Origin of the sequence: Amycolatopsis sp. WGS_07, from assembly GCF_045278895.1 — a bacterium.
In the GTDB taxonomy this organism is placed as follows: domain Bacteria; phylum Actinomycetota; class Actinomycetes; order Mycobacteriales; family Pseudonocardiaceae; genus Amycolatopsis.
Genome location: NZ_CP136053.1, coordinates 1,167,820 through 1,191,649, shown reverse-complemented (window position 1 = coordinate 1,191,649; position 23,830 = coordinate 1,167,820). Strand labels below are relative to the sequence as shown.

Below are 23,830 nucleotides of genomic sequence, written 5' to 3'. Positions count from 1 at the left end.
TTCATCCCTCCAGTGCGGGCAGCAGGTTCAGGTGCTCGATCTGCGGTTCGCCGCGCTCGTCGCCGAGCACCGCGAGACCGGCCGGGTCCAGTCCGAAGTGGACACCCGCGGTGCCGGGCAGGCCGAGCCAGCGCGCGACGAGCACGCGGCTGAAGTGCCCGTGCCCGACGAGGACGACGTCGCCGTTCTCGATTTCGCGCCGGGCCCGGTCGAGCACCTTGTCCGCGCGCGCCTGCACGTCCTGCGCGCTTTCGCCGCCGGGGATCGGGCGCGTCCAGACGGTCCAATCCGGAACCGTTTCGCGGATCGTCGGCGTGGTGACGCCTTCGTAGTCGCCGTAGTCCCATTCGGCAAGGTCCTCGGTGACCTCGTCCACGCGCAGGCCGGCGAGTTCCGCCGTGCGCAGCGCGCGGCCGCGCGGGCTGGACAGGACCAGCCCCGGCCCGCCGAGCAGGGTTCGCAGGGTGCCGCCCGCCGCGCGCGCCTGTTCCTCGCCCGCCGGGGTCAGCGGGATGTCGGTGCGTCCGGTGTGCTTGCCGTTCGACGACCATTCGGTCTGGCCGTGCCGGAGAAGAAAGAGCCGATGTGCCACGCGGCCGAATATAGCCGGGGCGGGTTTGCCCGGCAGGCTCGTCGTGTGCTTCGCTACTCATGAGTAACTTCACCTGGGAGGTGCTGATGGGTTCGCCGTCGACGTACGGGCTGTGGCGCAAGCTGGTCGCCAAACCGGGCGGCAAGCAGCTGTTTTCCGCCGCGATGTGCCTGCGGGTGCCCTACTTCGGCACCGTGCTGCCGACCATCCGGGAGATCCGCCCCGGCCACTGTTCGGTGACCGCGCCGAAGTGGTGGGGTGTGCACAACCACATCCGCACCTTCCACGCGATCGCCGCCTGCAATCTGGCCGAGATCGCGATGGGCATGCTGGCCGAGGCCACTGTCCCGGCCACGCACCGGTGGCTGCCCAAGGGCATGGAAGTGAGCTACGTCGCGAAAGCCGAAACCGGGCTGCGGGCGATCGCCGAATTGCCGGAGATTCCGGAGTTCGGCGACCAGGGTTTCGATCTTCCGGTTCCGGTGCGGATCGTGGACTCGCGGGGGACCGAGGTGGTCACCGCGACGATCACGGTGTGGGTCACGCCCCGGAAAGCCGCCTGACCGGGGAAACCTGTACTTCGCGTTCCCCCGGCCGAGTGAAACTTAACACCGTTTACTGGGCAAATGCGAATAGCGTTCGTTTTGGCCTTGCCAGGGTGCTCGGGGGCAGGTCAGCATGCCGGACATGGCCTCCCTCAACCGTCGCCGATTTCTCGGCCTCGCCGCGCTGAACTCCGCCGCGGCCCTCGGACTGACCAGCATTTCGGCGACGACCGCGCGTGCCGCGACCGTTGCGCCGCTGCCGGACTACTCGCCCGCGGTGGTGATCGGCACCGGGTACGGCGCGGCGGTCACCGCGCTGCGGCTCGGCGAGGCGGGCGTGCCCACGGTGATGCTCGAAATGGGCCAGCTGTGGAACGAACCGGGCCCGGACGGCAAGGTCTTCTGCGACATGCTGAAGCCGGACCGGCGGTCGATGTGGTTCAAGAAGCGCACTGAAGCGCCGCTCGCGTCGTTCCTGTGGCTGGACATCGCGAACCACGACATCGATCCGTACGCCGGGGTGCTGGACCGGGTGAACTACGGCGGGATGTCGGTGTACGTCGGGCGCGGCGTCGGCGGCGGCTCGCTGGTGAACGGCGCGATGGCGGTGCAGCCGAAGCGGTCGTACTTCGAGGAAATCCTGCCGCGCGTGGACGCCGACGAGATGTACGGCAAGTACTACCCGCGCGCCAACGCGGGCCTCGGCGTGAACCACATCGACCCGGACTGGTTCGAGACCTGCAAGTCCTACCAGTTCGCGCGCGTTTCCCGGAAAGCCGCGCAGAAAACCGGGCTGAAAACGACGTTCGTGCCGAGCGTCTACGACTTCGAGTACATGAAGAAGGAAGAGGCGGGCACGGTCGAACGCTCGGCGCTGGCGTCCGAGGTCATCTACGGCAACAACGCCGGCAAGCGCTCGCTGGACAAGACGTATCTGGCCGCCGCGCTCGGCACCGGGCACGTGACGATCCAGACGCTGCACGAGGTCCGCGAGATCATCCAGCAGCAGGACGGCACGTACACGCTCGTCGTGCGCGAGTCGGACGCGCTCGGCAACGTGCTCGCCACCAAGCATCTGTCCACTAAGTACCTCTTCCTCGGCGCGGGCAGCCTCGGCTCGACCGAGCTGCTGGTGCGCGCCCGCGAGACCGGACGGCTGCCGCGGCTGTCCGAGGCGGTCGGGCAGGGCTGGGGCACCAACGGCAACGTGATGCTCGGTCGCGCCAACCACGTGTGGGACACGACCGGCAGCCTGGAGGCCGGGATGCCCGCGCTCGGCATCGACGACTGGGACAACCCGGAGAATCCGGTGTTCGCCGAGATCGCGCCGGTGCCCGCCGGGCTCGAAACGTGGGCGAGCCTCTACCTCGCGATCACCAAGAACCCCGAACGCGGCCACTTCACCTACGACGCGGCCAGCGATTCGGCGAAACTGCAGTGGTCGCCGGACCAGGGGCAGCGCTCGATCGACGCGGCGAAGTCGTTGTTCGACCGGATCAACAAGGCGAACTCGACGATCTACCGCTACGACCTCTTCGGCGACACGCGGGCGTTCGAGAACCGCTTCACCTACCACCCGCTTGGCGGATTGGTGCTCGGCGAGGCGACCGACGACTACGGGCGCGTGAAGGGGTACCGGAACCTGTACGTGATGGACGGTTCGCTGATTCCGGGCAGCACCGGCGTGAACCCGTTCGTGACGATCACCGCGCTGGCCGAGCGCAATATCGAACGGGTCATCGCCGAGGACGGCGTGCGCGCCTAGCGGTGCGCTGACCGCAGCTTTTCGTAGTACGCCACACAATCGGAGTATGACGGCAGCAGGCCCTGGTCGAGCGCTTCGGCCAGGGTCGGCGCATTTTTGTCCTTTTCGGACACGATGGGTGCCAGTTCGGCTGGCCAAGGCAGGTCCAATGCCGGGTCGAGCGGGTTGACGCCGTGCTCGCCGGCCGGGTTGTACGGCTCCGAGCAGAGGTAGGCCATCACGGTGTTGTCTTCCAGCGCGATGAAGGCGTGCCCGATTCCTTCGGCTACGTAGACCGCGTGGAATTCGGCCGAATCGAGCCGTACCGAGTCCCATTCGCCGAACGTCGGCGAGCCGACGCGCAGGTCGACCACCACGTCCAGCAGCGAACCGCTCGGGCAGTAGACGTACTTCGCCTGTCCGGGCGGGGTGTCGGCGAAGTGCACGCCGCGGATCGAGCCCGCGCGGGAAACGCTGTGGTTCGTCTGCGCGACCCGCAGCGGGTGCCCGGCCGCGCGGACGATCGCCTCCTCCTGGAACGGCGCGACGAACAGCCCGCGTTCGTCGGGGAACACGCGCGGGACGAACTCGAAAGCGTCGGGGACCTTGAGCGGGCGGAAGTCCATGGCCGTCACCATATCGAGTGCGATTTCCCGGTCCGGAACGGAACTGCATCCAAAACCGGACGGACGTCTTGGGAATCGGGAATCTGTGACTTGAACCGCACCGAGGGGTCGGGTGCGACCGGGGGCCTGTCATGATTGGCGGACCGCAGCGTCCGCGGCCATCGCCACACCCCACGGATCGGATGGCCGTCGAGACGCCTCGCCGACAGGCCGGCGCTACCGCGCTGGGCTGCCGTCCGGAGGACGAGTCCCACTCTCGACGGGTGCGTCTTCGCCCGTTCGACCAGGTGGTCCCCCGCTCGCAGTCCCAGGAGTACGTTCGATGACCCAGACCCATCCGCCCGCTTCCGTCATCCGCACGACAGGAACCCCGATGACCGACCAGGCCAGCACCGTCGCGGCCGTGACCGACGCCGAGATCTTCACCGGGCACGAGGGCGGCAAGCTCTCCGTGGCGGCGACCCGGCCGATCTCCGACCCGCGCGACCTTTCGATCGCCTACACGCCCGGCGTGGCGAAGGTGAGCCGCGCGATCGCCGAGGACGCGGCCAAGGCGAAGCGCTACACCTGGGCGGACCGGCTCGTGGCAGTGGTCAGCGACGGCACCGCGGTGCTCGGCCTCGGCGACATCGGCGCGAGCGCCTCGCTGCCGGTCATGGAGGGCAAGTCGGTCCTGTTCAAGACCTTCGGCGGGCTGGACTCGATCCCGCTGGTGCTCGACACCACCGACGTCGACGAGATCGTCGAGACCCTGGTGCGGCTGCGCCCGTCGTTCGGCGCGGTCAACCTCGAAGACATCTCCGCGCCGCGCTGCTTCGAGCTGGAGGACAAGCTCAAGGAGGCGCTGGACTGCCCGGTCATGCACGACGACCAGCACGGCACCGCGATCGTCACGCTCGCCGCGCTGCGCGGGGCGAACCTGGTGCTCGGCCGCGACATCGCCGGCGAGCGGGTCGTGGTGTCCGGTGCGGGCGCGGCCGGGGTGGCCTGCGCGAAGATCCTGCTCGCGGCCGGCGTCGCGGACGTGACGGTGCTCGACTCGCGCGGCATCGTGCACGCGGGGCGCGAGGACCTGAACCCGATCAAGCGGCAGCTGGTGGAGACCACGAACAAGGCCGGGCTCACCGGCGGCCTGGCCGAGGCGCTGCGCGGGGCGGACGTGTTCCTCGGCCTGTCCGGGGCGACGATCGACCCCTCGCTGCTGTCGACGATGGCGGACGACTCGATCGTGTTCGCGCTGTCCAATCCGGACCCGGAGGTGCACCCGGAGATCGCGGCGCAGCACGCGGCGATCGTCGCGACCGGGCGGAGCGACTTCCCGAACCAGATCAACAACGTGCTCGCGTTCCCCGGGGTGTTCCGCGGGGCGCTGGACGCGGGGGCGCGGGCGATCACGGAGAACATGAAGCTGGCCGCCGCCGAGGCGATCGTGGCGGTGGCTTCGGATGACCTCGGACGCGATCGGATCGTGCCGAGTCCGCTGGATCCGCGGGTGGCACCAGAGGTGGCCGCGGCTGTCGCGAAGGCGGCTGAGCAGGATGGCGTGACTGGCTGAGCGTTTTCTTTGGGATGGGCTCCCCGGCTGTGCTGCCGGGGAGCCCTTCTTTGGACTTGCTGGTCCATTTTTTGCGCGCCACGGTGGTCTGATGAAGATCGGATTGCGTGGGTACGGCGTTTGGCAGGCCGGGGTGTTCACTACCCCGGCGATGGCGGCTTCTCTCGAGGAGCTGGGGTACTCCGGGCTGTGGCTTGGCGGGCCCGGGGTTGACCTGGCCGGGATTGACGAGCTGCTGGCGGCTACCGAGTCGTTGGTGGTGGGGTCGAGCATCGTCAACGTGTGGTCGGGGGATCCGTCGGTGCTGGCGGCCTCGTATCAGCGGGTGATCTCGCGGTTCCCTGGACGGTTTGTGCTCGGGATCGGGGCTGGGCATCGGGAGCATTCGGCGGGGTATGAGCGGCCGATGGACGCGGTCCGGCGGTTCCTTGACGGGCTGGACGCGGGTGGAGTGCCGGTTTCGGGGCGGGTGCTGGCTGCGCTGGGGCCGAAGATGCTGGAGTTGGCGGCGGAGCGGGCTGGTGGGGTGGTGCCTTATTTGGTGCCGCCCGCGCATACGCGTCTTGCTCGGGTGGCTTTGGGGGCTGGGGGGTTTGTGGCTCCGGAGCAGAAGGTGGTGCTGAATGCGGATCCGGTGCGGGCTCGGGAGGTGGCTCGGCCTCGGGTGGAGCATCCGTATTTGGGGTTGGTGAATTACACGAGCAATTTGCGGCGGTTGGGGTATTCGGATGTGGATTTGGCTGGGGCTGGGTCTGATCGGTTGATTGATGAGCTGGTGGCGATGGGGGATGTTGCTGCGGTTGTCCGGAGGTTGGGGGAGCATCGGGTGGCTGGGGCGGATCATGTTGTGGTGCAGGTGGTTACGGGGAAGTGGCAGACGCATCCGGGGTTGCCGGGGGTGCGGTTGCAGGTTTATGACGAGGAGGTGATGGGGGTTTATCGGGAGTTGGCTGGGGGGTTGTTTTAGGGGCTGCTCGTCGCCTGGCGGCGACATTGCCTTTGGGGGTTCGTGGGGGCACCCCGAAGCTTGATTGTGATGACGGTCTGAGGGTGCTTGTCAAGGCGGGAAAGATGCCTTGACAAGCACCCTCAGACCGCATTGTGGCTTCGTATCGGGGTGCGGGGGTGGTGTGGGTGCGCTGGTGGGTTGGGCGCTTTGGTGGGGAGTGGGGCTGGCGCGCCGATGTGGCATTGGGTGCGTTGGATGCGCTTGGTGCCGCCTTGGGGCGCTTCCGCGGCGGGGAGGGTCGTGAAGGGCTCCTTGAGGGAATCTGATTCCTTCAAGGAGCCCATCAAGGACCTGTGGACTCGGTCATTTGGGTGTAAATCGGGCATTTCGCCTGGCTTGGCGTCCTGTATGGACGGTCGGCGGGCTGAAGCCACCTGCCTTAAGTTCCCGGGGATGGGAATCCAGGTCTGTGAGGGTTTCCCTCACGGACGCTGGTTGGCAGCAGAAGCCGCGCGCGAGCAGCCAGGAGCGAATGTTCTGGTCGGGGGCGGAGACTGCAATCTGGCCGCCACGTTGTCTTCAATCTGGCCGCTAGGGTGACTGCAATCTGGCCGCTCTACTGCCTTCAATCTAGCCGCACAGCGTGCTTCAATCTGGCCGCTCAGCCGGGGAGCAGTTCGGCCAGGCGGTGTCGGGGTACGTCCACCAGGCGCAGGTTCGCCAAGTCCTCCGGGACGTTCAGTGCGGCGTTCGCCAGTCTCGCGTGGGCGCGGGTCAGCAGGTCGGATGGGTGGTCTACCAGGTCGGCGGCGACGATGGCGTGGCGGTTGTCGGGGGTGCTGCGGAGGAGGCGCAGGCGGTATTTGTCCGCCACCAGCGACGTCAGGGACTCCTGTGCGGCCGCGTCCGCCAGGTCGGGGTGGTTGTTCGGCAGGAGCAGCGCTAGGCGGCGGGCGTTGGTGCCCAGCAGGGTGCGCAGGAGCCAGGGGCCGGGGTCTGCGGAGAGGTCCATCGCGACCGCGTCGCCTTCGGGGGCGGAGGTGGCCCAGCCGACGGGGCGGGTTTCCAGGGATAGGCCGCCTTCGGAGGCGATTTCTCGGGCGGCGGCTAGCAGGCCTGGTTTGGTGCCGGCGGATTCTACTGACTGCGGGCCGTGCGTGTAGATCGCGGAGCTTCCCTTGCGGGAGAAGGATTTCTTCGCCTTCGCGGTGGGCTGGCAGACGTACAGATCCGCTGCGCTGCCGATTGCTTGTGCGCCGGTGTAGCGGTTGAAGTCGGGGAGGATCGCTTCGAAGGTCAGGCCCAGGGTGGCGAGGGAGCGCTGCACCTGTGCGCCTAGAGCGGGGTGGCGGGGGCTGTAGCCGTAGGCCAGGAGGATTCGGCCTTCGGTTGGCTCGCGGAGGGCTTGCACCGCGCGAGCGGCGAAGAGGCCCATGCCTTCGGGGGTGTAGGGCGGGTCGCTGAACACCAGGTCTGCTTTGCCGGTCAGAGCGGGTGGCAGGCCGACGCGCAGGTCGGCGTGTGCGGTGAAGATGGTGCGTTCGCCGGTGGTGTCCAGGTAGGACAGAACGCGTTCGTCCAGGTCCACTACGGACAGTTCGGCTTCTGGGCACACGGCGCGCACAGCGAGGGACGTCAGGTCGTGGTCGCCTAGGAAGAGGACTTTGCTGCGGCGGAGGTCGTAGCGAGAGTTCAGCCACAACGCGCGGCGCAGCACTGTCTCGGGAGTCGCTTGCACGTGGTCCAGGGCGGCCAGCGGCGGCGGGACGGCGGCGATTCGTTCGGCGAGCATGGTGAGCAGGGCGGGTTGTGCGGCGACGGCGGCGTCTAGGGGGTCGGGCAGGGGCGGCAGGGAGTACGACGCGTAGGCGGCGCGCGATTCCGGGGCGATTCGGACGCCGGCGGCGGAGCGTTCGAGGTCTGGTTCCAGCGCCGCCAGGAGGTCTTCGACGCTTCGGCGCGGGGCAGCGGTGAGCCGCACTAGGTCGGCCAATTCGTACGAGCCGCTGCGCAGCAGGCCGAGCACTTCGTAGAGCGGGCGGACGGCGGCACCGTGTGCGGCGAGGACGTCGTCTAGGGCGGTCACGGGGTCCGAGAGTAGTAGGCCACCCTGCGGGACGGGCTGCCAAGGCTGCGCGAGTGGGCTACCGTCGGACTCTGCACCGGACGTGGGGAGAAGTCTGTGACCATCGAATTTCGAGACGTCGTCAAACGCTATCCGGACGGCACGGTCGCGGTCGACGGCCTCTCGCTTACCGTGGAAGACGGCACGATCACGGTGTTCGTCGGTCCGTCCGGCTGCGGCAAGACGACCTCGCTGCGGATGATCAACCGGATGGTCGAGCCCACCTCGGGTGCGGTGCTGCTGGACGGCAAGGACGTCAGCGAAGGCGACCCGGCGGTGCTGCGCCGCGGCATCGGTTATGTCATTCAGCACGCCGGTCTCTTTCCGCACCGGACAGTGCTCGACAACATCGCCACCGTGCCGCTGCTGTCCGGATGGGACAAACGCAAAGCGCGCGCCCGCGCGGGTGAGTTGCTCGAAACGGTCGGCCTGCCGACGGAGCTGGGGAAGCGGTATCCGGCGCAGCTGTCGGGTGGGCAGCAGCAGCGCGTCGGGGTGGCGCGTGCGCTCGCGGCCGACTCGCCGGTGTTGCTGATGGACGAGCCGTTTTCCGCGGTCGACCCGGTGGTCCGGGAGGGGCTGCAGGACGAGCTGCTGCGGCTGCAATCCCAGCTGGGCAAGACAATCGTGTTCGTCACACACGACATCGACGAGGCGGTGCGGCTCGGCGACAAGGTCGCGGTGCTGCGCGTCGGCGGGAAGCTCGCGCAGTACGGCACGCCCGCCGACGTGTTGCGGCATCCGGTGGACGATTTCGTCGCGTCGTTCGTCGGCCGGGATCGCGGGTATCGCGGGCTTTCCTTCCTGCCGGCCAGCGGAGTCGAGGTGTCGCCCGCGCACACCGTCGACCTCGGCAGCAAGATCGACGGTCCGTCGAAGGGCTGGCTGCTCGCGGTGAACGACGAGAAGCAACCCCGTGGCTGGCTGCCGCCGGGCTCTACTGTGGACGGTCCGTTGGCCGAAACCGACCTCGTGGCAGGCGGATCGCTGTATGTGCAGGGCACGCCGATCCGCGGCGCGCTCGACGCGGCGCTGTCGTCGCCGGCCAGCCTCGGTGTCGTGGTCGATGACGAGAACCGCGTGCTCGGGACGGTGGTCGCGCACCAGGTCTTGGATGTAATCGAGGCCTCCCCGCAGGCGTCCTGATGGGCGACTTCTTCGGCGAACTCGGCCGCTATCTGTCGAGCGCGAACAACCGCGGCGAAATCCTGGCCAATCTTCTCGACAACATTTATCTCGCGCTGGTGTCGTTGGTCGCGGGCATTGTGCTGGCGATTCTGTTCGGCTGGCTCGGGCATCGCTGGCGGCCCGCGCGCAGTGTGCTGCTGGTGGTCGGAAATCTGCTGTACACGATTCCGTCGCTGGCGCTTTTCGTGGTGATTCCCGGCATTATCGGCACGAAGATTCTCGACAGCGTCAACGTGATCGTCGCGCTGACCATCTACACCACCGCGCTGCTGGTGCGACCGGTGCTGGACGCGCTGGAAGCGGTGCCACCGCACATTGTCGCTGCTGCCACGGCGATTGGCTACCGTGCGCCGCGCCGGTTCTTCAGTGTCGAGCTGCCGCTCGCGGTGCCGGTGCTGGCCGCTGGCGTGCGGGTGGCGTCCGTGAGCAATATCAGCCTGGTCAGTGTCGGTGCGTTGATCGGGACCGGCGCGCTGGGCGTGATGTTCACCGACGGATTCCAGCGGGAGTATTTCTCGCCGATTGTGGTCGGAATTGTGCTGACGATGCTGCTCGCGCTGATTGTCGATCTGCTGCTGGTGTTTCTGCGCAATCTGCTGACGCCTTGGGAGAGAGCGGGCCGCGCGCCCGTCACGGAGGTGGCGGGATGATCGGCGACGTTTTCACCTGGTTCACCACCGCCGCGAACTGGCAGGGTTCGGGCGGCATTCTCGCGCGGCTGGCGCAGCACGTCGGTTACGTCGCGCTGGCGCTGGTGATCGCGCTGGTGATCGCGATCCCGATTGGACTGTTCGTGGGCCACACCGGGCGCGGCGGCGTTGTGCTGGTGGGCGCTGGCAACGCGATCCGCGCGCTGCCGACGCTCGGGCTCGTCACGTTCCTGTTCCTGCTCTTTACCGAAAGCACGACGGCGACGATCATCGGCCTGGTGGTGCTGGCGATCCCGCCGGTGCTGGCAGGCACTTACGCCGGTCTGCAGGCAGCCGAGCACGATGTCGTCGACGCGGCCCAGGGCATTGGGATGACCGGCTGGCAGCGACTGTGGAAAGTGGAGGTGCCGATCGCGCTTCCCTTGGTGCTGGGCGGAATTCGCAACGCGGTGCTGCAGCTGATCGCGACCGCCGCAGTGGCCGCGTACGTCGGTCTCGGCGGCCTCGGCCGGTTCCTGCTCGACGGACTGGCCATTTTGGACTACACCGAGGTCGTCGCGGGCGCGATTCTCACCGCGTTGCTGGCCATCGTGGTCGATCTGCTGCTAGCGGCGGCGCAACGGGCGTTGGTGCCCAAGGGAGTGCGGTTGGCGGCGCAGGCAGCGTCCGGCCGGGCAGTGGCTGCGGGAGGAACGGCGTGAAGCGGTGGGGGATCCTGGTGGCCGGTTTGGCGCTGCTGGCTTCGGCGTGCGGAAACCCGCTGGCCGGTGGCGGCGAGGGCGGCAATACCGGCGACATCATCATCGGCGCGTCCGACGTCGGGGAAAGTTCTTTGCTGGCCCAGATTTATGCCGGGGCTTTGCGGAATGTCGGCGCGCACAACGTGACGGTGCGGCCGCCGGTCGGCAGCCGCGAGGTCGTGGTGAAAGCTTTGCAGGACAAGTCTCTGTCGGTGGTGCCGGATTATTCGGGGAACCTGCTGCGGTATTTCGACAAGAACACCGCGGCGACCACTTCGGAAGACGTTTACGCTCAGCTCAAGCAGAAGATCCCGGCGGGGTTTACCGTTCTCGACCAATCGCCCGCGCAGGACAAGGATTTGCTCGTGGTGGGCAAGGAACTCGCGGCCACCGGGGTGAAGACCTTCTCGGATCTCGGGCCGCGGTGCAAGGGCCTGGTCATGGGCGGGCCGGGCCAGTGGAGCAGCCGCTGGAAGGACCGGATCAAGCAGCTGTACGGGTGTGAGTTCAAGGAAATCCGCACTACGGACGCCGGTGGGCCGGTGACGGTGGCGGCGTTGAAGTCGGGCGACGTGCAGGTGGCGGATTTGTTCAGCACGTCGGCGACTATCGCGTCCAATGGGTTTGTGCCGTTGGATGACGACAAGCACATGTTCCCGGCGCAGAATATTGTGCCGTTGGTGGCCAAGGGGACTTTGAATGACGCTGAGACGGCGGCGCTGAATCGGGTTTCGGCGGCGTTGACTACGGAGCAGCTGACTGAGTTGAACGTGCAGTATACGGATGAGAAGCGGAACGCTAAGGACGTCGCTGAGGAGTTTTTGCGGCGGAATGGGTTGGCGTCCTCGTGAGTGGCAATGCCGGTTCTAACCGGGTTTGCCACTCACGAGGGTCTCGATAGCTTCGAAAATGTCGGCGTCGGTCTCCTGCTGCCACTGCGGGAGCTGGTCCCAATCGGCGACGTATGCCGGTTTCGGGTCCGGGATGTGCTGGTAGATCTGCGCGATCCAGCACAACGCCACGAAGCGGCTCTTCTGCGCCCGGCTCAGCTTGGCCGTGTTGCCACCGGAAACCTCGACGAACTGTCGGACCTGTGCGTAAACCGCGGTCGCGCTGGCTCGCTCCCAGTCCGGCGTTTCCTCCCACGGCGTGATGTAGCCGGGCTTGGGCTCGCCGGGGAAATGCCGCTTGACACCGGCGATCCAGGCGTCGCGGAAGATCCGGCCGGGTTCCTCGGGCACGATGGCGCTCCTTGGGAGTCAGACGGCTGAGACGGTCTTGAGCTGGACGATTTGCTGGTCGAGATGCCGGACGTGACTGTCTGCCAGGAACGGCTTCAACTGCGGGCGGAGGTTGTGCAGCATCCGGCCTACGTAGCCGGCCGAACCGGTCTGCCTGGACGCGTCCAAGGCCGCGTTGCCGTACATGACGAGTTGGTCGGTGTCCCGGCGCTGTACGCCGACCATCGCGAGGTCGGCCAGCAGGCTTCCTCGCCTGCGGGCGGAGATGTTCTGGTCGAGTGCGTCGGTGAGGGCGACCTCCGCCAGCTCCGGGCGGCGCAGTTCGACGTAGCAGCGGCCGCGTTCTTCGGCCAGCCGGGAGCCTTCGAAACGCAGCCAGCCGCTTGTGCGTACCGGACCGGTGAGTCGCGTGACCTGCTCCGCGGTGTCGAGCGCACGCTCGCACGCCGACAGGTCGCCGAGCCCGGCATAAGTCTGTGCCTGCACCGCGGCGACCCAATGCCGGGTGGCAAGGCTGGAGTCGCCTCGCTCGGCGAGAGCGGCGGCACCGCCGAGGAGCGGAGCCGCGTCAGTGAATCTGCGTTCGTAGACACTCAGAAAGGCGTGCCTGGTCATCGCACAAGCCCAGAGGTCGAAGGCTCCCGCTTCCTTGCTCGCGGTCGCGGCCAGTGAATAGCACTGTGCCGCATCCGTGTACTGGTCGCTGTCGAAGAAGATCTCCCCGCACAGCTGGAACAGATCCCCCGCGAGCAGGCACAGCCGACGGCGGGTGGTCGGGGATTGCGGTTCGTGCAAGGCCTGGTTCAGAACGGACAGCTGGTTGTGCACGACTGGGAAGGCCAGGCGTTTGGACTTGGACTGCGCGAAGGTGCGCCAGAGTTGCGCGTTGACCTTGCCGTACTCGTCGAGAGTTCCCCGGTCGAGCCCGCCGGGGCGGGATCCGGCGGCTGCCAGCCGGTCGAGATCAAGCTGCTCCGCGGCGGGTAGGGCGAGCAGACTGCCCGCGAGGCTCAGGAGGCGCAGCACTTCTCGACGGTTCACGTCGTCCCGCCCTTCGCTGGCGATAGGCTCCGCGGTCGTGCTGGCGGCTGGCACTTTGAACCACAGCAACTCGCCTGGGATCCGAAGAACTCCCGCCCACAGGATGAGTGTGGCGAGGTCTTGCGGGGCGGGTCCGTTCTCGATCCTGCTGAGTTGCGATTGAGTGAGACCGAACCAAGCCGCGACCACACTCTGTGACAGCGGGCGACCGTGCCACGGGTGGTAGCGGTAGGTCTGGATGATCCGGCCCATGTGCCAGGCATCGACCGCCTCCCGCATCTGGTCGGTGTGCCAGAATTCCGCCGGGACGTTCGGGGCGCTGACCAGCGTGTTCCGTCGCTGGTTCCGGCAGGACGCGCACAAGCTGCCGCGGTGGTCCCCGGCCAGCCGCGCTCCGCAGCGACAGTGCCGCGCGTTCGGGCGCATCCCCATCTCGTACCCGGTCCTTACTCCACGTGGAAGTCCCGTGGCTCCGTGTGTCACCAGCCTAGACAGTCTCTATGCGCGGTGCGTATGCGCCGGGCGCATTTTTTCCACTGCGAGATCGCGATAGCCGCTGGCGGTCGACGCCGCGAACCTTGGTCCAGGACACCGGCGAGCATCGACGGAGGTTGGGATGGACGCAGTGATTTACCTGGATCTCGCACATATTCACCCGGTGGTCGAACGCGTCTGGCACCGGACCGACGTGACCGAGGTTCCCGACCCGGGCCAGCCGGTGACGATGCTGTGCGGTCTGATCGCCTCCGCCGCGTTCGAACGCTACGACCAGCGAAGCGTGCACGGGCCGCTCACGCAGTGCCAGTACTGCGATCTGATCTACCGGCAGTCGCTCGGCTGGGTCGTTCCGTTCGGGCACCGGGCGGCTCGACAGCATTGAGAGGACGAGGCACGAGTGCGCTGACGCCGCGCGCTAGAGCCCTTGGCGTCGCGCTGCGTCGGGCGCGAGTTGATGCGCGGTTCGGATTGCGGGAGCTGGCGCGGCGGGTCGGGGTCAATGCCGCGCTGTTGTCGAGTTGGGAGGTGGCTCTTCGAGTGCCGAGCGCGGAGGAAGTTGCCGGTGTTCTCGGCGCTCTTGGCATTACTGGTCAGCGCAAGGAAGAATTGCTCGTGTTGGCGCGCGGTGTGCTGAGGGCGGACTGGGTTGCCGGAAGCGGTCAAACGACCGCCGACATCGTCTCGTCGCTAGAGCAGACGGCGACAACCGTGATCACCTGGCATCCGCTCCTCATTCCGCGCATGCTGCAGACCGCGGAGTACGGCCGCATAGCCTCATCCGCCGCGAGCTGTGATTGTTCGGTGCCCGTTGAAGCTTATGTCGGCGAGAATGCTCTATCCACTGTGGTGGGTGATGCGGGCACGATGGGACGGCAGCTTTGTTTCTTGGCCGAAGCGGCAGCAGGTCCGCTGGTTCGGATGGTTCCGGCAGGCGTCGGCTGGCATCCCGGGCTTTCGGGGCCTTTCACGTTGTACCGAACGGCTAATGCTGCCGTGGTGCACTTGCAGCACCATGGCACTGCCACATTTCTCTTTGAGGACAAGGCCAACGGCAGGCACCAACCTGTCGTCGCGTCGCTGCGCAGGTTGGCGCTGAGCGAGGAGGAGACTGTGGAGTTCCTATGCGGAAGGCTCAGAGCCGGTCAAAGGCTGCTGCATAACGGAATGCGCCTCGGTTAACCGGGTCGTACGCGGCTAGCCGGAGTGCCTGGAAGTGTGGGGTCCACTCCGGTACCGGCGGAGTGATGTCGAGCGTCTCGGCCAGTACGAAGCCGAAGCGGGAGTAGTAGCCGGGGTCGCCTAGGAGGACGATCAGGCCGTAGCCCAGTGCGTTGGCGGCGCCGATCGTCGCGTGGACCAGGGCGGAGCCTGAGCCGCTGCGTTGGTGGTCGGGGTGTACGCCTAGCGGGCCGAAGCCGATGGCGGCGTTGGGGTCGTCGCCTAGGCGGCCGGGGCTGGAGCAGGCGTGGCCGATGATCTCGCCGTCTTGGACTGCGACGAAGGAGAGGGCGGGGAGCAGATCGCCGTCGGCGGTGAGTTCGGTGACTAGTTTCGCTTCCGGGATTTCGCCGGTGACGTTGGGGTTGTGCGGGCGGAAAGCGGCGGTGTGCACGGCGTGGATCGCGGGGGCGTCGTCGGCGGTGGACTGGCGGATCTGCATGGTGCTCAGTCTCCCCTAGTGGCGGGTTGTGCGGAAATTGATTTCGGCGGGCGCGAAGGGCGGTCGTCGCGCATGAAGAGGAGGACTGCCGCGCCCAGGATGGGGCCTGCGGCCAGGGTGAGGAACGCTGAGTAGAACGAGCCGGTCGCGTGGAAGACCGGGCCGACTACGGCGGGCACGATGACGCTGCCCAGTTGCCAGAACGCGTTCACCGCGCCCGCGGCGGAACCGGCTAGGCCCGCGCCGGTCAGGGCGGGGATCATGGCGGCGGTGAGCGGGCTGTAGGCGTAGGCGCCGATGCCCAGGATCGGGGCTACCACTAGGAAAGCGCTGTAGCTGCTTAGGGAACCGAAGGTCAGCAGGGCGGCACCGAAGAGGACGAGGACGGCGATGATGGGGATTCGCCTGCCTAGGCCGATTTTGTCGGTGAGCCAGCCGATCAGGGGTTTGATGGCTACCGCTGTGCCGGAGAAGATCACCAGTACTACGCCCGCCCGCACCGGGTCGATGTGTTCGCCGCGGATCATCAGGGTGTTGGACCACGTGACGAAGCCGTAGGTGCCCCACAGGCCGCCGAAACCGGCTAAGCCCAGCAGCAGTAGGTCGCGGTTGCGGAAGAGGGGGCGGGGGTCAGGCAGGGCGGAGCTGGTTGCGGTGCTGCCGTTGCGGATGAAGGCCAGGCACAGCAGGCCGAGGGCGATGGTGACGCCGCCGAAGAGGTGGTACGAGACTGGCCAGCCGCTGGTTTTCACCAGGGTGGGGACGACGGCGTTCGCTACTACGGTGCCCAGTGAGGTTGCGGTCATGAAGATGCCGCTTGCTAGCCCGTGCTCCTCTGGACGGAACCACGAGGTGATCAGTTTCAGGCCAGCGGAGAAGTCGACGCCCGCGAACAGGCCCAGCAGGGCTTGCAGGGTCAGGCCCCAGGCGATCGACGTGGTGGAGCCGAAGAGAACCATCAGGACGCCTGCGACCAGTGAGCTGACGCCGAGGACGGCGCGGCTGCCGATCCAATCCGAGAGGAAGCCGCCCGCGGTGTTGGAGATGACGTAGCCGATGTAGTAGCAGGTGGCGAAGATCCCGAGCGCGGCGAGCGGGACGCCTAGGGAATCGCTGACCGCTGACGACGCTGGGCCCCAGGTCGACCGGTCGACCGAGGTCATCGTGAACACCGCCCAGCAGAGCAGCAGGACGACCCAGCGATAGCGGCTCGGCATGGGGGCTCCTTCCGGGGAATGGTTCCGGAAGGTTCCCGTTACCGGGTGTGTCGGGTCAAGCCGGGAGGGTGGCGGATCAGGCCAGCGCGTCTTGGCGGTGCAGTTCGGCGCGGATCGCGCGGACGTCGTGGGCTCGGCCGTCGACGTACTGCGCGGCGGCGATTCCGGCGGCGTGGCCGGTCGCGAAGGCGGTGCCCATGACGCGGACCGAGGCGTAGGCGTCGTCGTCTGAGCTGGTCAGGCGGCCGGCGGCCCAGAGGTTCGCGGTGTCGGCGGAGCAGATCGCGCCGTAGGGCAGGTCGTACCAGCCTCGGTTGGCGATCGGTTCGTAGCGGGTGATGCCCGGGCCCGCGTGGTCTTCGATCGGCCAGCCGCAGCGGCCGATGGACGCGTCCGGGCGTTTGCGGGCGGTCCGGACGTCGCGGCCGGTGAGTTGTTCGCGGCCGACCAGGTGGCGTCCTTCGCGGATGCCTAGCTGCGGGCCGGTTTCCTCCAGGCGTGCGGACGACCAGCCGCGGAGGTGTTTGCGGAGTGCGTCGAGGTATCGCCAGGCTTGCTGGCGCGCGTTGGCTTCGTCGCGGCTTAACGCGGCGGCGTCCAGTACGTCGGTTTGCTCGTCCACCAGGAGCGCGATTACGTTGCGGGTCAAGGGTAAATGCACGGCGATGCCGTAGTCGCGGGCCAGCTGGACGCCGGTTTCCTGCCGGTACGCGGCGACGGCGGCGCGCAGGCCCTCTCGCGAAAGATCGGCGTCGTCGGGGACGCCGGAGAACCGGCAGACGAGGGTGCTGGTCTGCCGGTCGCGCAGCGGGTTGATGCGGACGGCGGCGCCAGCGGCGGCGAGGAGCGCGCCGTCGCCGCTGGCGTCGATGAACGCGCCCGCGGTGACGCGCTCCAGGCCGCCGCGGTGGTGCAGGTCGGCCTCGGTGACCACGCCGTGCGTCCGCTTCGCGCCGATGAGCTTGGTGTGCAACAGGACGTCCACGCCGGCGTCGGCGACGAGTTCGTCGTAGACCACCTTGGTGGTTTCCAGGTCGAGCAGGACGATCTTGTTGCCGGTCCAGCCCATCGTCTTTTCTTCGTAGGCACCACGGTGCCGCAGCCGCCGCAGGACGTCCTCGCCGACGCCCGCGACGACCTGTTCCCCGGTTTGGTCGAAGAAGCCGCACAGCGTCAGCACGGAGCTGATCGTCGCCGCGCCGCCCAGGTACGGGTACTGCTCCACCAGCAGCACCCGTGCCCCGGTCCGCGCCGCCCCGGCCGCGGAGGCGATACCCCCAGCACCGCCTCCGACCACGACGACGTCGTAGTGCACTTCTGCCCTCCTCAGGGTTTGTCAACCAGTGAACGCGGTCCGCTCAGTGCGCCGCCACTGCTTTCCCGGTACCCCGGGCATAACCAGAAGGTATGTCTACGAGTTCGAGAAAGTATGGAACTCGTATGAATTGGGCGTACGCTCGGGGCCATGGACACCAAGGCGGCCGGATACCGGCGCAAAGTCAACACGATCAACCGGGTCATCACCGCCCTGCAGCGCGCGGGGCTCGCGTTCGGGCCGATGGAACTGCTCACCGTCCCCGGGCGGCGCAGCGGCGAGCCTCGGACGTTTCCGTTGGCGGTATTGAAGGTTCGGGGCGAGCAGTACCTGATCCAGGCGTTCCCGAAAGCGGCGTGGGTCGCGAACGTACGGGCGGCTGGCGAGGGGACGTTGTCTCGCGGGCGGCGGCCGCGGCGGGTGCGGTTCGTGGAGTTGCCGGTGGAGGAGCGGGGGCCGGTGCTGCGGGAGGTGGTGGCGGCTGGACCGGCGAGTGTGGGGAAGCGTTATGTCACGACTGGGCTGGCGGAGTCGCCGACGCCGGACGGGGTCGCGGCGGCTGCGGCGCGGATCGCGGTGTTTCGGGTGGAAGCGGCGTGAGAATGGCGAAGGCCGCCGCGGGAACGGGTCCCGCGGCGGCCTTCAGCTAGCCGTGGCTCAGTCGAATGCCTTGGCGATCAGCGCCTTCTGCTCGACCTCGTGCACCTTGGACGAACCGGCCGACGGGGCGGCCATCGGGCGGCGCGCCGCGACGTCGAGTCCGGTGAAGAACTCCGGGAACTTCCGGGGCAGGTTGAGGCCGAAGAACGGCCACGCGCCCTGGTTTTCCGGCTCCTCCTGGACCCAGGTGATCTTCTGCGCGTTCGAGTAGCGCTCCACCGCGGCCAGCAGCTTCTTCTTCGGCAGCGGGTAGTACTGCTCGATCCGCACGATCGCGACGTCGTCCGCGCCGCGCTTCTCGCGCTCGGCCACCAGCTCCCAGTAGAGCTTGCCCGAGGTGAGCAGCACCTTGCGGATCTTCGCCGGGTCCTGCGTGGCGTCGTCGATGACCGACAGGAACCGGCTCTGGCCGGTGAAGTCCTCGACGTCCGAGGTCGCCGCCTTGTTGCGCAGCATCGACTTCGGGGTGAAGACGATCAGCGGACGCTGGATGCCGTCGAGGGCGTGCCGGCGCAGCAGGTGGAAGTAGTTCGCCGGGGTGGAGGGCACCGCGACGGTCATCGACGCTTCCGCGCACAGCGACAGGAACCGCTCGATCCGGCCGGACGTGTGGTCCGGGCCCTGGCCCTCGTGGCCGTGCGGCAGCAGCAGCACGACGTCCGAGCGCTGGCCCCACTTGGCCTCGCCGGAGGAGATGTACTCGTCGATCACGGTCTGCGCGCCGTTGACGAAGTCGCCGAACTGCGCTTCCCACATCACCAGCGCGTCGGAGTTCGCCACCGAGTAGCCGTACTCGAAGCCGACGGCCGCGTACTCCGACAGCGCCGAGTCGTAGATCATCACGCGGCCCTGGCCGTCGGCCAGGTGCTGCAGCGGCGAGTACTCCTGGCCGTTCTTGCGGTCGATGAACACCGAGTGCCGCTGGGTGAAGGTGCCGCGCCGGGAGTCCTGGCCGGACAGCCGCACGAGACGGCCTTCCAGCGCCAGCGACCCGAACGCGAGCAGTTCGCCGAACGCCCAGTCGATGTGGCCCTCGCGGGACATCTTGTGGCGGCGCTCCATGACCGGCTTGACCCGCGGGTGCGGGGTGAAGCCCTCGGGCAGGTTGACGAACGCGTCGCCGATCTTCTCGACGACCTCGCGCGACACGGCGGTGGTGACCTTCGCCGGGATCTGCTGCTCGCCCTCGACCGACGGGCTCGCCTTGGCCGGGTGCTTCTCCAGTTCGCGCACCTCGTTGAAGACGTGCTCGAGCTGGCTGGAGAAGTCGCGCAGCGCGGCCTCGGCCTCCTCGACGGAGATGTCGCCGCGGCCGATCAGCGATTCGGTGTAGATCTTCCGGACCGAGCGCTTCGTGTCGATGATGTCGTACATCGCCGGCTGGGTCATCGAGGGGTCGTCGCCCTCGTTGTGGCCGCGGCGGCGGTAGCAGATCAGGTCGATCACGACGTCCTTGTGGAACGCCTGGCGGTAGTCGACCGCCAGCTTCGCGACCCAGTGCGCGGCCTCGGGGTCGTCGCCGTTCACGTGGAAGACCGGCGCGCCGATCATCTTCGCGACGTCGGTGGCGTACTGCGAGGACCGCGAGTGCTCCGGCGCGGTGGTGAAGCCGACCTGGTTGTTGACCACGATGTGCACGGTGCCGCCGGTGCGGTAGCCGCGCAGCAGCGCCAGGTTCAGCGTCTCGGCCACGACGCCCTGACCCGCGAAGGCCGCGTCGCCGTGCATCAGGACCGGCAGCACGGTGTAGCCCTCGCCGCCCTTGTCGAGGACGTCCTGCTTGGCGCGGACGATGCCCTCGAGCACCGGGTCGACGGTCTCCAGGTGCGACGGGTTGGACGCCAGCGACACCCGGGTCTCGCCGTCGCCGAACATCCGGAAGTACTTGCCCTCGGCCCCGAGGTGGTACTTCACGTCGCCGGAGCCGTGCGCCTGTCCCGGGTCGAGGTTGCCCTCGAACTCCTGGAAGATCTGGCTGATCGGCTTGCCGACGATGTTCGCCAGCACGTTCAGCCTGCCGCGGTGCGGCATGCCGATGACGACCTCGTCCAGTTCGGCCTCGGCGGCCTTGTCGAGCACCGTGTCCAGCAGCGGGACCAGGGTCTCGCCGCCTTCCAGGGAGAACCGCCGCTGGCCGACGTACTTGGTCTGCAGGAAGGTCTCGAACGCCTCGGCGGCGTTGAGCTTCGACAGGATGTACTTCTGCGCGGACGGTTCCGGCTTGCTGTGCCGGACCTCGACGCGCTCCTGGATCCAGCGCCGCTCCTCGGGGTCGAGGATGTGCGTGTACTCCACGCCGACCGTGCGGCAGTAGGAGTCGCGCAGCACGCCGAGGATGTCGCGCAGCTTCATCCGCTCGCGGCTGGAGAAGTCGCCGACCGCGAACTCGCGGTCGAGGTCCCACAGGGTCAGGCCGTGGCTGAGCACGTCGAGGTCGTGGTGGCTGCGCTGGCGGTAGTTCAGCGGGTCGGTGTCGGCCATCAGGTGGCCGCGCATCCGGAACGCCTCGATCAGCTCCATGACGCGCGCGGTCTTGTCGACCGGGCCGTCCGGGATGTCGGCGACCCAGCGGATCGGCTCGTACGGCAGCCGCAGGCTGGTGAAGACGTCGTCGTAGAAGCCGTCCTCGCCGAGCAGCAGCTCGTGGATCCGCTTCAGGAACTCGCCGGACTCCGCGCCCTGGATGATGCGGTGGTCATAGGTCGAGGTCAGCGTCATGATCTTGCTGACCGCGAGGTCGACCAGGGTCTTCTCGCTGGTGCCCTCGAACGACGCCGGGTACTGCATCGCGCCGACGCCGATGATCGCGCCCTGGCCGGCCTGCAGCCGCGGCACCGAGTGGTTCGTGCCGATGCCGCCCGGGTTGGTGAGCGAGATGGTGGTGCCCGCGAAGTCGTCCGCGGTGAGCTTGTTCGTGCGGGCCTTCTTGACGATCTCCTCGTAGGCCTGCCAGAACTGCATGAAGGTCATGTTCTCGGTGGCCTTGATGGAGGCCACGACGAGAGTGCGGGAGTCGTCCTTGCCCTTCATGTCGATGGCAAGACCGAAGTTCACGTGCTCCGGCGTGACCGCGAACGGCTTCCCGTCGATCAGCTGGTAGTGCCGGTTCATGTTCGGGAAGTCCTTCAGCGCCCGCACCATGGCGTAGCCGATGAGGTGCGTGAAGGAGATCTTGCCGCCGCGGGTGCGCTTGAGGTGGTTGTTGATGACGATGCGGTTGTCCGCCATCAGCTTCGCCGGGACCGCGCGCACGCTGGTCGCGGTGGGCACGGACAGCGAGGCGTCCATGTTCTTGGCGATCGCCGCCGCGGCGCCGCGCAGCTGCTTGGACTCCGGCTCGGCGTCCTTCGCGGCCGGGGCGGACTTGGCGGGCGCGGGCTTCGCGGCCGGGGCGGGCTTGGCTGCCGGGGCCTTGGCCGCCGGGGCCGGAGCGGCCGGGGTCTTGGCGGCGGGCGCGGGGGCGGGCTTCGCGGCGGGAGCCGGCGCGGCGGCCTTGGCTTCCCCGTTCCCTTCCGCCAGCGCGGAGTTGCCGCCCGGAGTGGGCTTGTAGTCGGCGAAGAAATCGTGCCAGGCGGCGTCTACCGACTGGGGGTCCGCGAGAAACCGCTCGTACATTTCTTCGACGAGCCACTCATTGGCACCGAACTGCGATGCGGGACTGCTGCTGGCCACGGCTGGCTCTCGCCTCTATCCATTCTCGATCCGATATCACAAGCATCTGCTGACCGCCAGGCTAGTCCCCTGCCGGTGGCCCGAAACACGCCACCTGGACGCTCGTGAGACAGGTCATTGTCTGGATCGGTTGAGAGGCCAGGCCGGACAGACAGCAGGGCCCACCGTACGCGTCGCAAGGGCCGTTTGCCGTCACCTCGGCGGGTTTGGGGTGATCCCGGCCACAGCGCCTGCCCCTGTGACGCGCACCAGGTCAGCTCGCCGCGGCGGGCAGGGAGCGCACCGGCGCTGGTCCGAACCACGCGCGCAGGGCTTCGCGCAGGTCGGCGGGGTCGGTGTCGGGGCTTTCGGCGAGCCAGGCGACGTGTCCGTCCGGGCGGAGCAGGAACGCGGCGGGGAGGTCGCTGGTGCACGGGGAGCCGGAAACGAGGTCGAGCCGGTCGAGCCACGGGGCGGCGGTGCGGGCCACCGCTGGGCCGTCGGTGAGGTCGACCAGCACGCCGCGGCCGGAGTGCAGCAGCTTCATGGTGGTCGTCGACTGGCCGTCCACGACGATCGACCACTCCGGCACCCGGGTCCCGGCCAGCGGGTGGTCCGAGGCGGGCTGGGTCGGGTAGCGCACGTCGAGCGCGGTGATCATCTCCGCGAGGTAGCGGTTGACCTCGTCGAATTCCATCAGCGTCCCGAACAGCTCGCGCAGCGGGCCGATTTCCGGGCGCGGGTCCATCAGAGCCAGCTGGGCCTGGGTGTTGAAGCAGACGCGCGCGCCGACCGGATGGCGTTCGGAGTGGTAGGTGTCGAGCAGGTCGTCCGGGCCGCCGTTGACGACCGCGGCGAGCTTCCAGCCGAGGTTGACCACGTCCTGGATGCCGGTGTTGAGGCCCTGCCCGCCCGCCGGGAAGTGCACGTGCGCCGCGTCGCCGGCGAGCATGACCCGGCCCTTGCGGTACTGCGCGGCCTGGCGGGTCGCGTCGCCGAAGCGCGACAGCCACACCGGGTCGCGCATCTGGAGTTCCTGGTCGGTGACCCGTTTGACCGAGGCGGCGAGTTCTTCCAGCTCGACCGGGTCGTCGCGGTGCGCGGTCGGCGGGCGGAACTCGACCGACACGACGCGGTAGAGGTCGCCGCCGAGCGGCACGGTGCCGAACACGCCGCCCTTGCAGCGGGCCAGGTGCGGTCCGTCGGGCACCTGGTCGAGGTGGACGTCGGCGAGCATCGCGTCGATGTTGGAGGCGGTGCCGGGGAAGTCGATGCCGGCCAGTTTGCGGACCAGGCTGCTGCCGCCGTCGCAGCCGACGAGGTAGCGGGACCGGATCCGGTACTCGTCGCCGTCCGGACCGGTGACGGTGGCGACCACCGCGTCCGCGCCGTTCTCCAGCTCGGTGAGCCGGTGCCCGCGGCGGATCTCGACGTTGAGTTCCCGCGCGCGCTCTTCGAGGATCGCCTCGGTGCGCGACTGCGGGACCATCAGCGCGTAGGTGTGCCGTCCGTTGAGCTTGCTGAGATCGAGCAGGCGCATGCCGGCGAAGTGGCCCTTCGGCCACACCGGCGCGCCTTCGCTGAAGCGCGGCAGCAGACCGCGCTGGTCGAGCACCTCGACGGTGCGCGAGTGCAGCCCGAGCGCACGGGACTGCCCGCTCGGTTCGGCGAGCCGTTCCAGCACCAGCACGCGGCCCGGTTGCAGCCCCAGCTCGCTCGCGAGCATCAGCCCGACCGGGCCGCCGCCCACGATCACCACGTCGAAGTCGACATCCATCCCGGTGCTCCCCATGTGTCCATCCCTGTTGTCGGTCCGTCAAGCCTGGAGCACCT

Annotated in this window: 21 protein-coding genes; 11 read left to right on the top strand and 10 right to left on the bottom strand. The window is 68.1% G+C overall.

What is annotated here, in order from left to right:
- Position 1: 1 nt before the first annotated feature.
- Positions 2-592: an acid phosphatase gene (locus tag RPX00_RS05440; protein WP_406638061.1), complete on the bottom strand. Its 591-nt coding sequence runs from the start codon at positions 590-592 to the stop codon at positions 2-4.
- A gap of 86 nt (positions 593-678) precedes the next feature.
- On the opposite strand from RPX00_RS05440, the gene RPX00_RS05435 reads away from it, so the two are divergent.
- Entirely contained in the window at positions 679-1,155 is a 477-nt protein-coding gene (locus RPX00_RS05435) for a hotdog fold domain-containing protein (RefSeq protein ID WP_406642780.1), read from the top strand.
- Positions 1,156-1,279: 124 nt separating this feature from the next.
- Positions 1,280-2,902 (top strand): GMC oxidoreductase, encoded by a 1,623-nt coding sequence (locus RPX00_RS05430; protein ID WP_406638059.1) that lies wholly within the window; start codon positions 1,280-1,282, stop codon positions 2,900-2,902.
- Here RPX00_RS05430 and RPX00_RS05425 read toward each other — a convergent pair.
- Positions 2,899-3,507 carry a dTDP-4-dehydrorhamnose 3,5-epimerase family protein gene (locus RPX00_RS05425; protein WP_406638058.1) on the bottom strand — a complete coding sequence of 203 codons (609 nt, stop codon included), beginning with the start codon at positions 3,505-3,507 and terminating at the stop codon, positions 2,899-2,901. The genes RPX00_RS05430 and RPX00_RS05425 overlap by 4 nt on opposite strands.
- Positions 3,508-3,880: 373 nt before the next feature.
- Here RPX00_RS05425 and RPX00_RS05420 point away from each other — a divergent pair, with 373 nt between their 5' ends.
- Complete coding sequence (locus tag RPX00_RS05420; RefSeq protein ID WP_406642778.1) at positions 3,881-5,062, top strand: NADP-dependent malic enzyme; 1,182 nt, start codon at positions 3,881-3,883, stop codon at positions 5,060-5,062.
- Positions 5,063-5,153: 91 nt separating this feature from the next.
- Positions 5,154-6,029, top strand: a complete 876-nt coding sequence (locus tag RPX00_RS05415; protein ID WP_406638056.1) for a TIGR03620 family F420-dependent LLM class oxidoreductase — start codon at positions 5,154-5,156, stop codon at positions 6,027-6,029.
- A 643-nt stretch (positions 6,030-6,672) separates the two neighbouring features.
- Here the strand turns inward: RPX00_RS05415 and RPX00_RS05410 are convergent.
- Positions 6,673-8,097: a bis-aminopropyl spermidine synthase family protein gene (locus RPX00_RS05410; protein ID WP_406638054.1), complete on the bottom strand. Its 1,425-nt coding sequence runs from the start codon at positions 8,095-8,097 to the stop codon at positions 6,673-6,675.
- A gap of 96 nt (positions 8,098-8,193) precedes the next feature.
- Between RPX00_RS05410 and RPX00_RS05405 the strand changes: the two genes are divergently transcribed.
- Genes RPX00_RS05405 through RPX00_RS05390 form a run of 4 tightly spaced genes read left to right on the top strand, consistent with a single transcriptional unit; the run spans position 8,194 to position 11,565 of the window.
- Positions 8,194-9,282, top strand: a complete 1,089-nt coding sequence (locus RPX00_RS05405) for an ABC transporter ATP-binding protein (protein ID WP_406638052.1) — start codon at positions 8,194-8,196, stop codon at positions 9,280-9,282.
- On the top strand, positions 9,282-9,974 hold the full coding sequence (locus RPX00_RS05400) for an ABC transporter permease (protein ID WP_406638050.1): 693 nt from the start codon (positions 9,282-9,284) through the stop codon (positions 9,972-9,974). The genes RPX00_RS05405 and RPX00_RS05400 overlap by 1 nt, the downstream gene beginning before the upstream one ends.
- Entirely contained in the window at positions 9,971-10,675 is a 705-nt protein-coding gene (locus RPX00_RS05395; protein ID WP_406638048.1) for an ABC transporter permease, read from the top strand. Before RPX00_RS05400 ends, RPX00_RS05395 begins: the two co-directional genes overlap by 4 nt.
- The gene (locus RPX00_RS05390; RefSeq protein WP_406638046.1) at positions 10,672-11,565 is read left to right on the top strand and encodes an ABC transporter substrate-binding protein; all 894 of its coding nucleotides are present in this window, start codon (positions 10,672-10,674) and stop codon (positions 11,563-11,565) included. The genes RPX00_RS05395 and RPX00_RS05390 overlap by 4 nt, the downstream gene beginning before the upstream one ends.
- Before the next feature lie 15 nt (positions 11,566-11,580).
- Here RPX00_RS05390 and RPX00_RS05385 read toward each other — a convergent pair whose 3' ends face one another.
- Positions 11,581-11,955, bottom strand: coding sequence for a hypothetical protein (locus tag RPX00_RS05385; protein WP_406638044.1), 375 nt, complete (start codon positions 11,953-11,955; stop codon positions 11,581-11,583).
- An 18-nt stretch (positions 11,956-11,973) separates the two neighbouring features.
- Positions 11,974-13,428: a helix-turn-helix domain-containing protein gene (locus RPX00_RS05380; protein WP_406638042.1), complete on the bottom strand. Its 1,455-nt coding sequence runs from the start codon at positions 13,426-13,428 to the stop codon at positions 11,974-11,976.
- A gap of 184 nt (positions 13,429-13,612) precedes the next feature.
- Between RPX00_RS05380 and RPX00_RS05375 the strand changes: the two genes are divergently transcribed.
- Positions 13,613-13,876: a hypothetical protein gene (locus RPX00_RS05375; protein WP_406638040.1), complete on the top strand. Its 264-nt coding sequence runs from the start codon at positions 13,613-13,615 to the stop codon at positions 13,874-13,876.
- Positions 13,877-14,031: 155 nt separating this feature from the next.
- Entirely contained in the window at positions 14,032-14,673 is a 642-nt protein-coding gene (locus RPX00_RS05370) for a DUF5753 domain-containing protein (RefSeq protein ID WP_406638038.1), read from the top strand.
- Here the strand turns inward: RPX00_RS05370 and RPX00_RS05365 are convergent.
- From RPX00_RS05365 to RPX00_RS05355, 3 genes are all read right to left on the bottom strand, one after another.
- Positions 14,627-15,154 carry a GNAT family N-acetyltransferase gene (locus tag RPX00_RS05365; protein ID WP_406638037.1) on the bottom strand — a complete coding sequence of 176 codons (528 nt, stop codon included), beginning with the start codon at positions 15,152-15,154 and terminating at the stop codon, positions 14,627-14,629. The genes RPX00_RS05370 and RPX00_RS05365 overlap by 47 nt on opposite strands.
- Positions 15,155-15,159: 5 nt before the next feature.
- A complete protein-coding gene (locus RPX00_RS05360; protein ID WP_406638036.1) occupies positions 15,160-16,371 on the bottom strand; it encodes an MFS transporter in 1,212 nt (403 codons plus the stop codon).
- A gap of 76 nt (positions 16,372-16,447) precedes the next feature.
- Positions 16,448-17,686, bottom strand: a complete 1,239-nt coding sequence (locus tag RPX00_RS05355; protein ID WP_406638034.1) for an FAD-dependent oxidoreductase — start codon at positions 17,684-17,686, stop codon at positions 16,448-16,450.
- A 150-nt stretch (positions 17,687-17,836) separates the two neighbouring features.
- On the opposite strand from RPX00_RS05355, the gene RPX00_RS05350 reads away from it, so the two are divergent.
- The gene (locus RPX00_RS05350; RefSeq protein WP_406638032.1) at positions 17,837-18,286 is read left to right on the top strand and encodes a nitroreductase family deazaflavin-dependent oxidoreductase; all 450 of its coding nucleotides are present in this window, start codon (positions 17,837-17,839) and stop codon (positions 18,284-18,286) included.
- A gap of 57 nt (positions 18,287-18,343) precedes the next feature.
- Here the strand turns inward: RPX00_RS05350 and RPX00_RS05345 are convergent, their stop codons facing one another.
- Both RPX00_RS05345 and RPX00_RS05340 read right to left on the bottom strand, forming a co-directional pair.
- Positions 18,344-22,018 carry a multifunctional oxoglutarate decarboxylase/oxoglutarate dehydrogenase thiamine pyrophosphate-binding subunit/dihydrolipoyllysine-residue succinyltransferase subunit gene (locus RPX00_RS05345; RefSeq protein ID WP_406638030.1) on the bottom strand — a complete coding sequence of 1,225 codons (3,675 nt, stop codon included), beginning with the start codon at positions 22,016-22,018 and terminating at the stop codon, positions 18,344-18,346.
- 253 nt (positions 22,019-22,271) lie between these two features.
- Positions 22,272-23,789: an FAD-dependent monooxygenase gene (locus RPX00_RS05340; RefSeq protein ID WP_406638028.1), complete on the bottom strand. Its 1,518-nt coding sequence runs from the start codon at positions 23,787-23,789 to the stop codon at positions 22,272-22,274.
- Between the last annotated feature and the right edge of the window lie 41 nt (positions 23,790-23,830).

Excerpts from the sequence above, each read along its gene's own strand:
- RPX00_RS05435 (WP_406642780.1), top strand. The coding sequence starts at position 679 with ATGGGTTCGCCGTCGACGTACGGGCTGTGGCGCAAGCTGGTCGCCAAA.
- RPX00_RS05400 (WP_406638050.1), top strand. The coding sequence starts at position 9,282 with ATGGGCGACTTCTTCGGCGAACTCGGCCGCTATCTGTCGAGCGCGAAC.
- RPX00_RS05360 (WP_406638036.1), bottom strand. The coding sequence starts at position 16,371 with ATGCCGAGCCGCTATCGCTGGGTCGTCCTGCTGCTCTGCTGGGCGGTG.
- RPX00_RS05395 (WP_406638048.1), top strand. The coding sequence starts at position 9,971 with ATGATCGGCGACGTTTTCACCTGGTTCACCACCGCCGCGAACTGGCAG.
- RPX00_RS05340 (WP_406638028.1), bottom strand. The coding sequence starts at position 23,789 with ATGGGGAGCACCGGGATGGATGTCGACTTCGACGTGGTGATCGTGGGC.
- RPX00_RS05380 (WP_406638042.1), bottom strand. The coding sequence starts at position 13,428 with ATGGGGATGCGCCCGAACGCGCGGCACTGTCGCTGCGGAGCGCGGCTG.
- RPX00_RS05365 (WP_406638037.1), bottom strand. The coding sequence starts at position 15,154 with ATGCAGATCCGCCAGTCCACCGCCGACGACGCCCCCGCGATCCACGCC.
- RPX00_RS05350 (WP_406638032.1), top strand. The coding sequence starts at position 17,837 with ATGGACACCAAGGCGGCCGGATACCGGCGCAAAGTCAACACGATCAAC.
- RPX00_RS05430 (WP_406638059.1), top strand. The coding sequence starts at position 1,280 with ATGGCCTCCCTCAACCGTCGCCGATTTCTCGGCCTCGCCGCGCTGAAC.
- RPX00_RS05415 (WP_406638056.1), top strand. The coding sequence starts at position 5,154 with ATGAAGATCGGATTGCGTGGGTACGGCGTTTGGCAGGCCGGGGTGTTC.
- RPX00_RS05420 (WP_406642778.1), top strand. The coding sequence starts at position 3,881 with ATGACCGACCAGGCCAGCACCGTCGCGGCCGTGACCGACGCCGAGATC.
- RPX00_RS05425 (WP_406638058.1), bottom strand. The coding sequence starts at position 3,507 with ATGGACTTCCGCCCGCTCAAGGTCCCCGACGCTTTCGAGTTCGTCCCG.
- RPX00_RS05375 (WP_406638040.1), top strand. The coding sequence starts at position 13,613 with ATGGACGCAGTGATTTACCTGGATCTCGCACATATTCACCCGGTGGTC.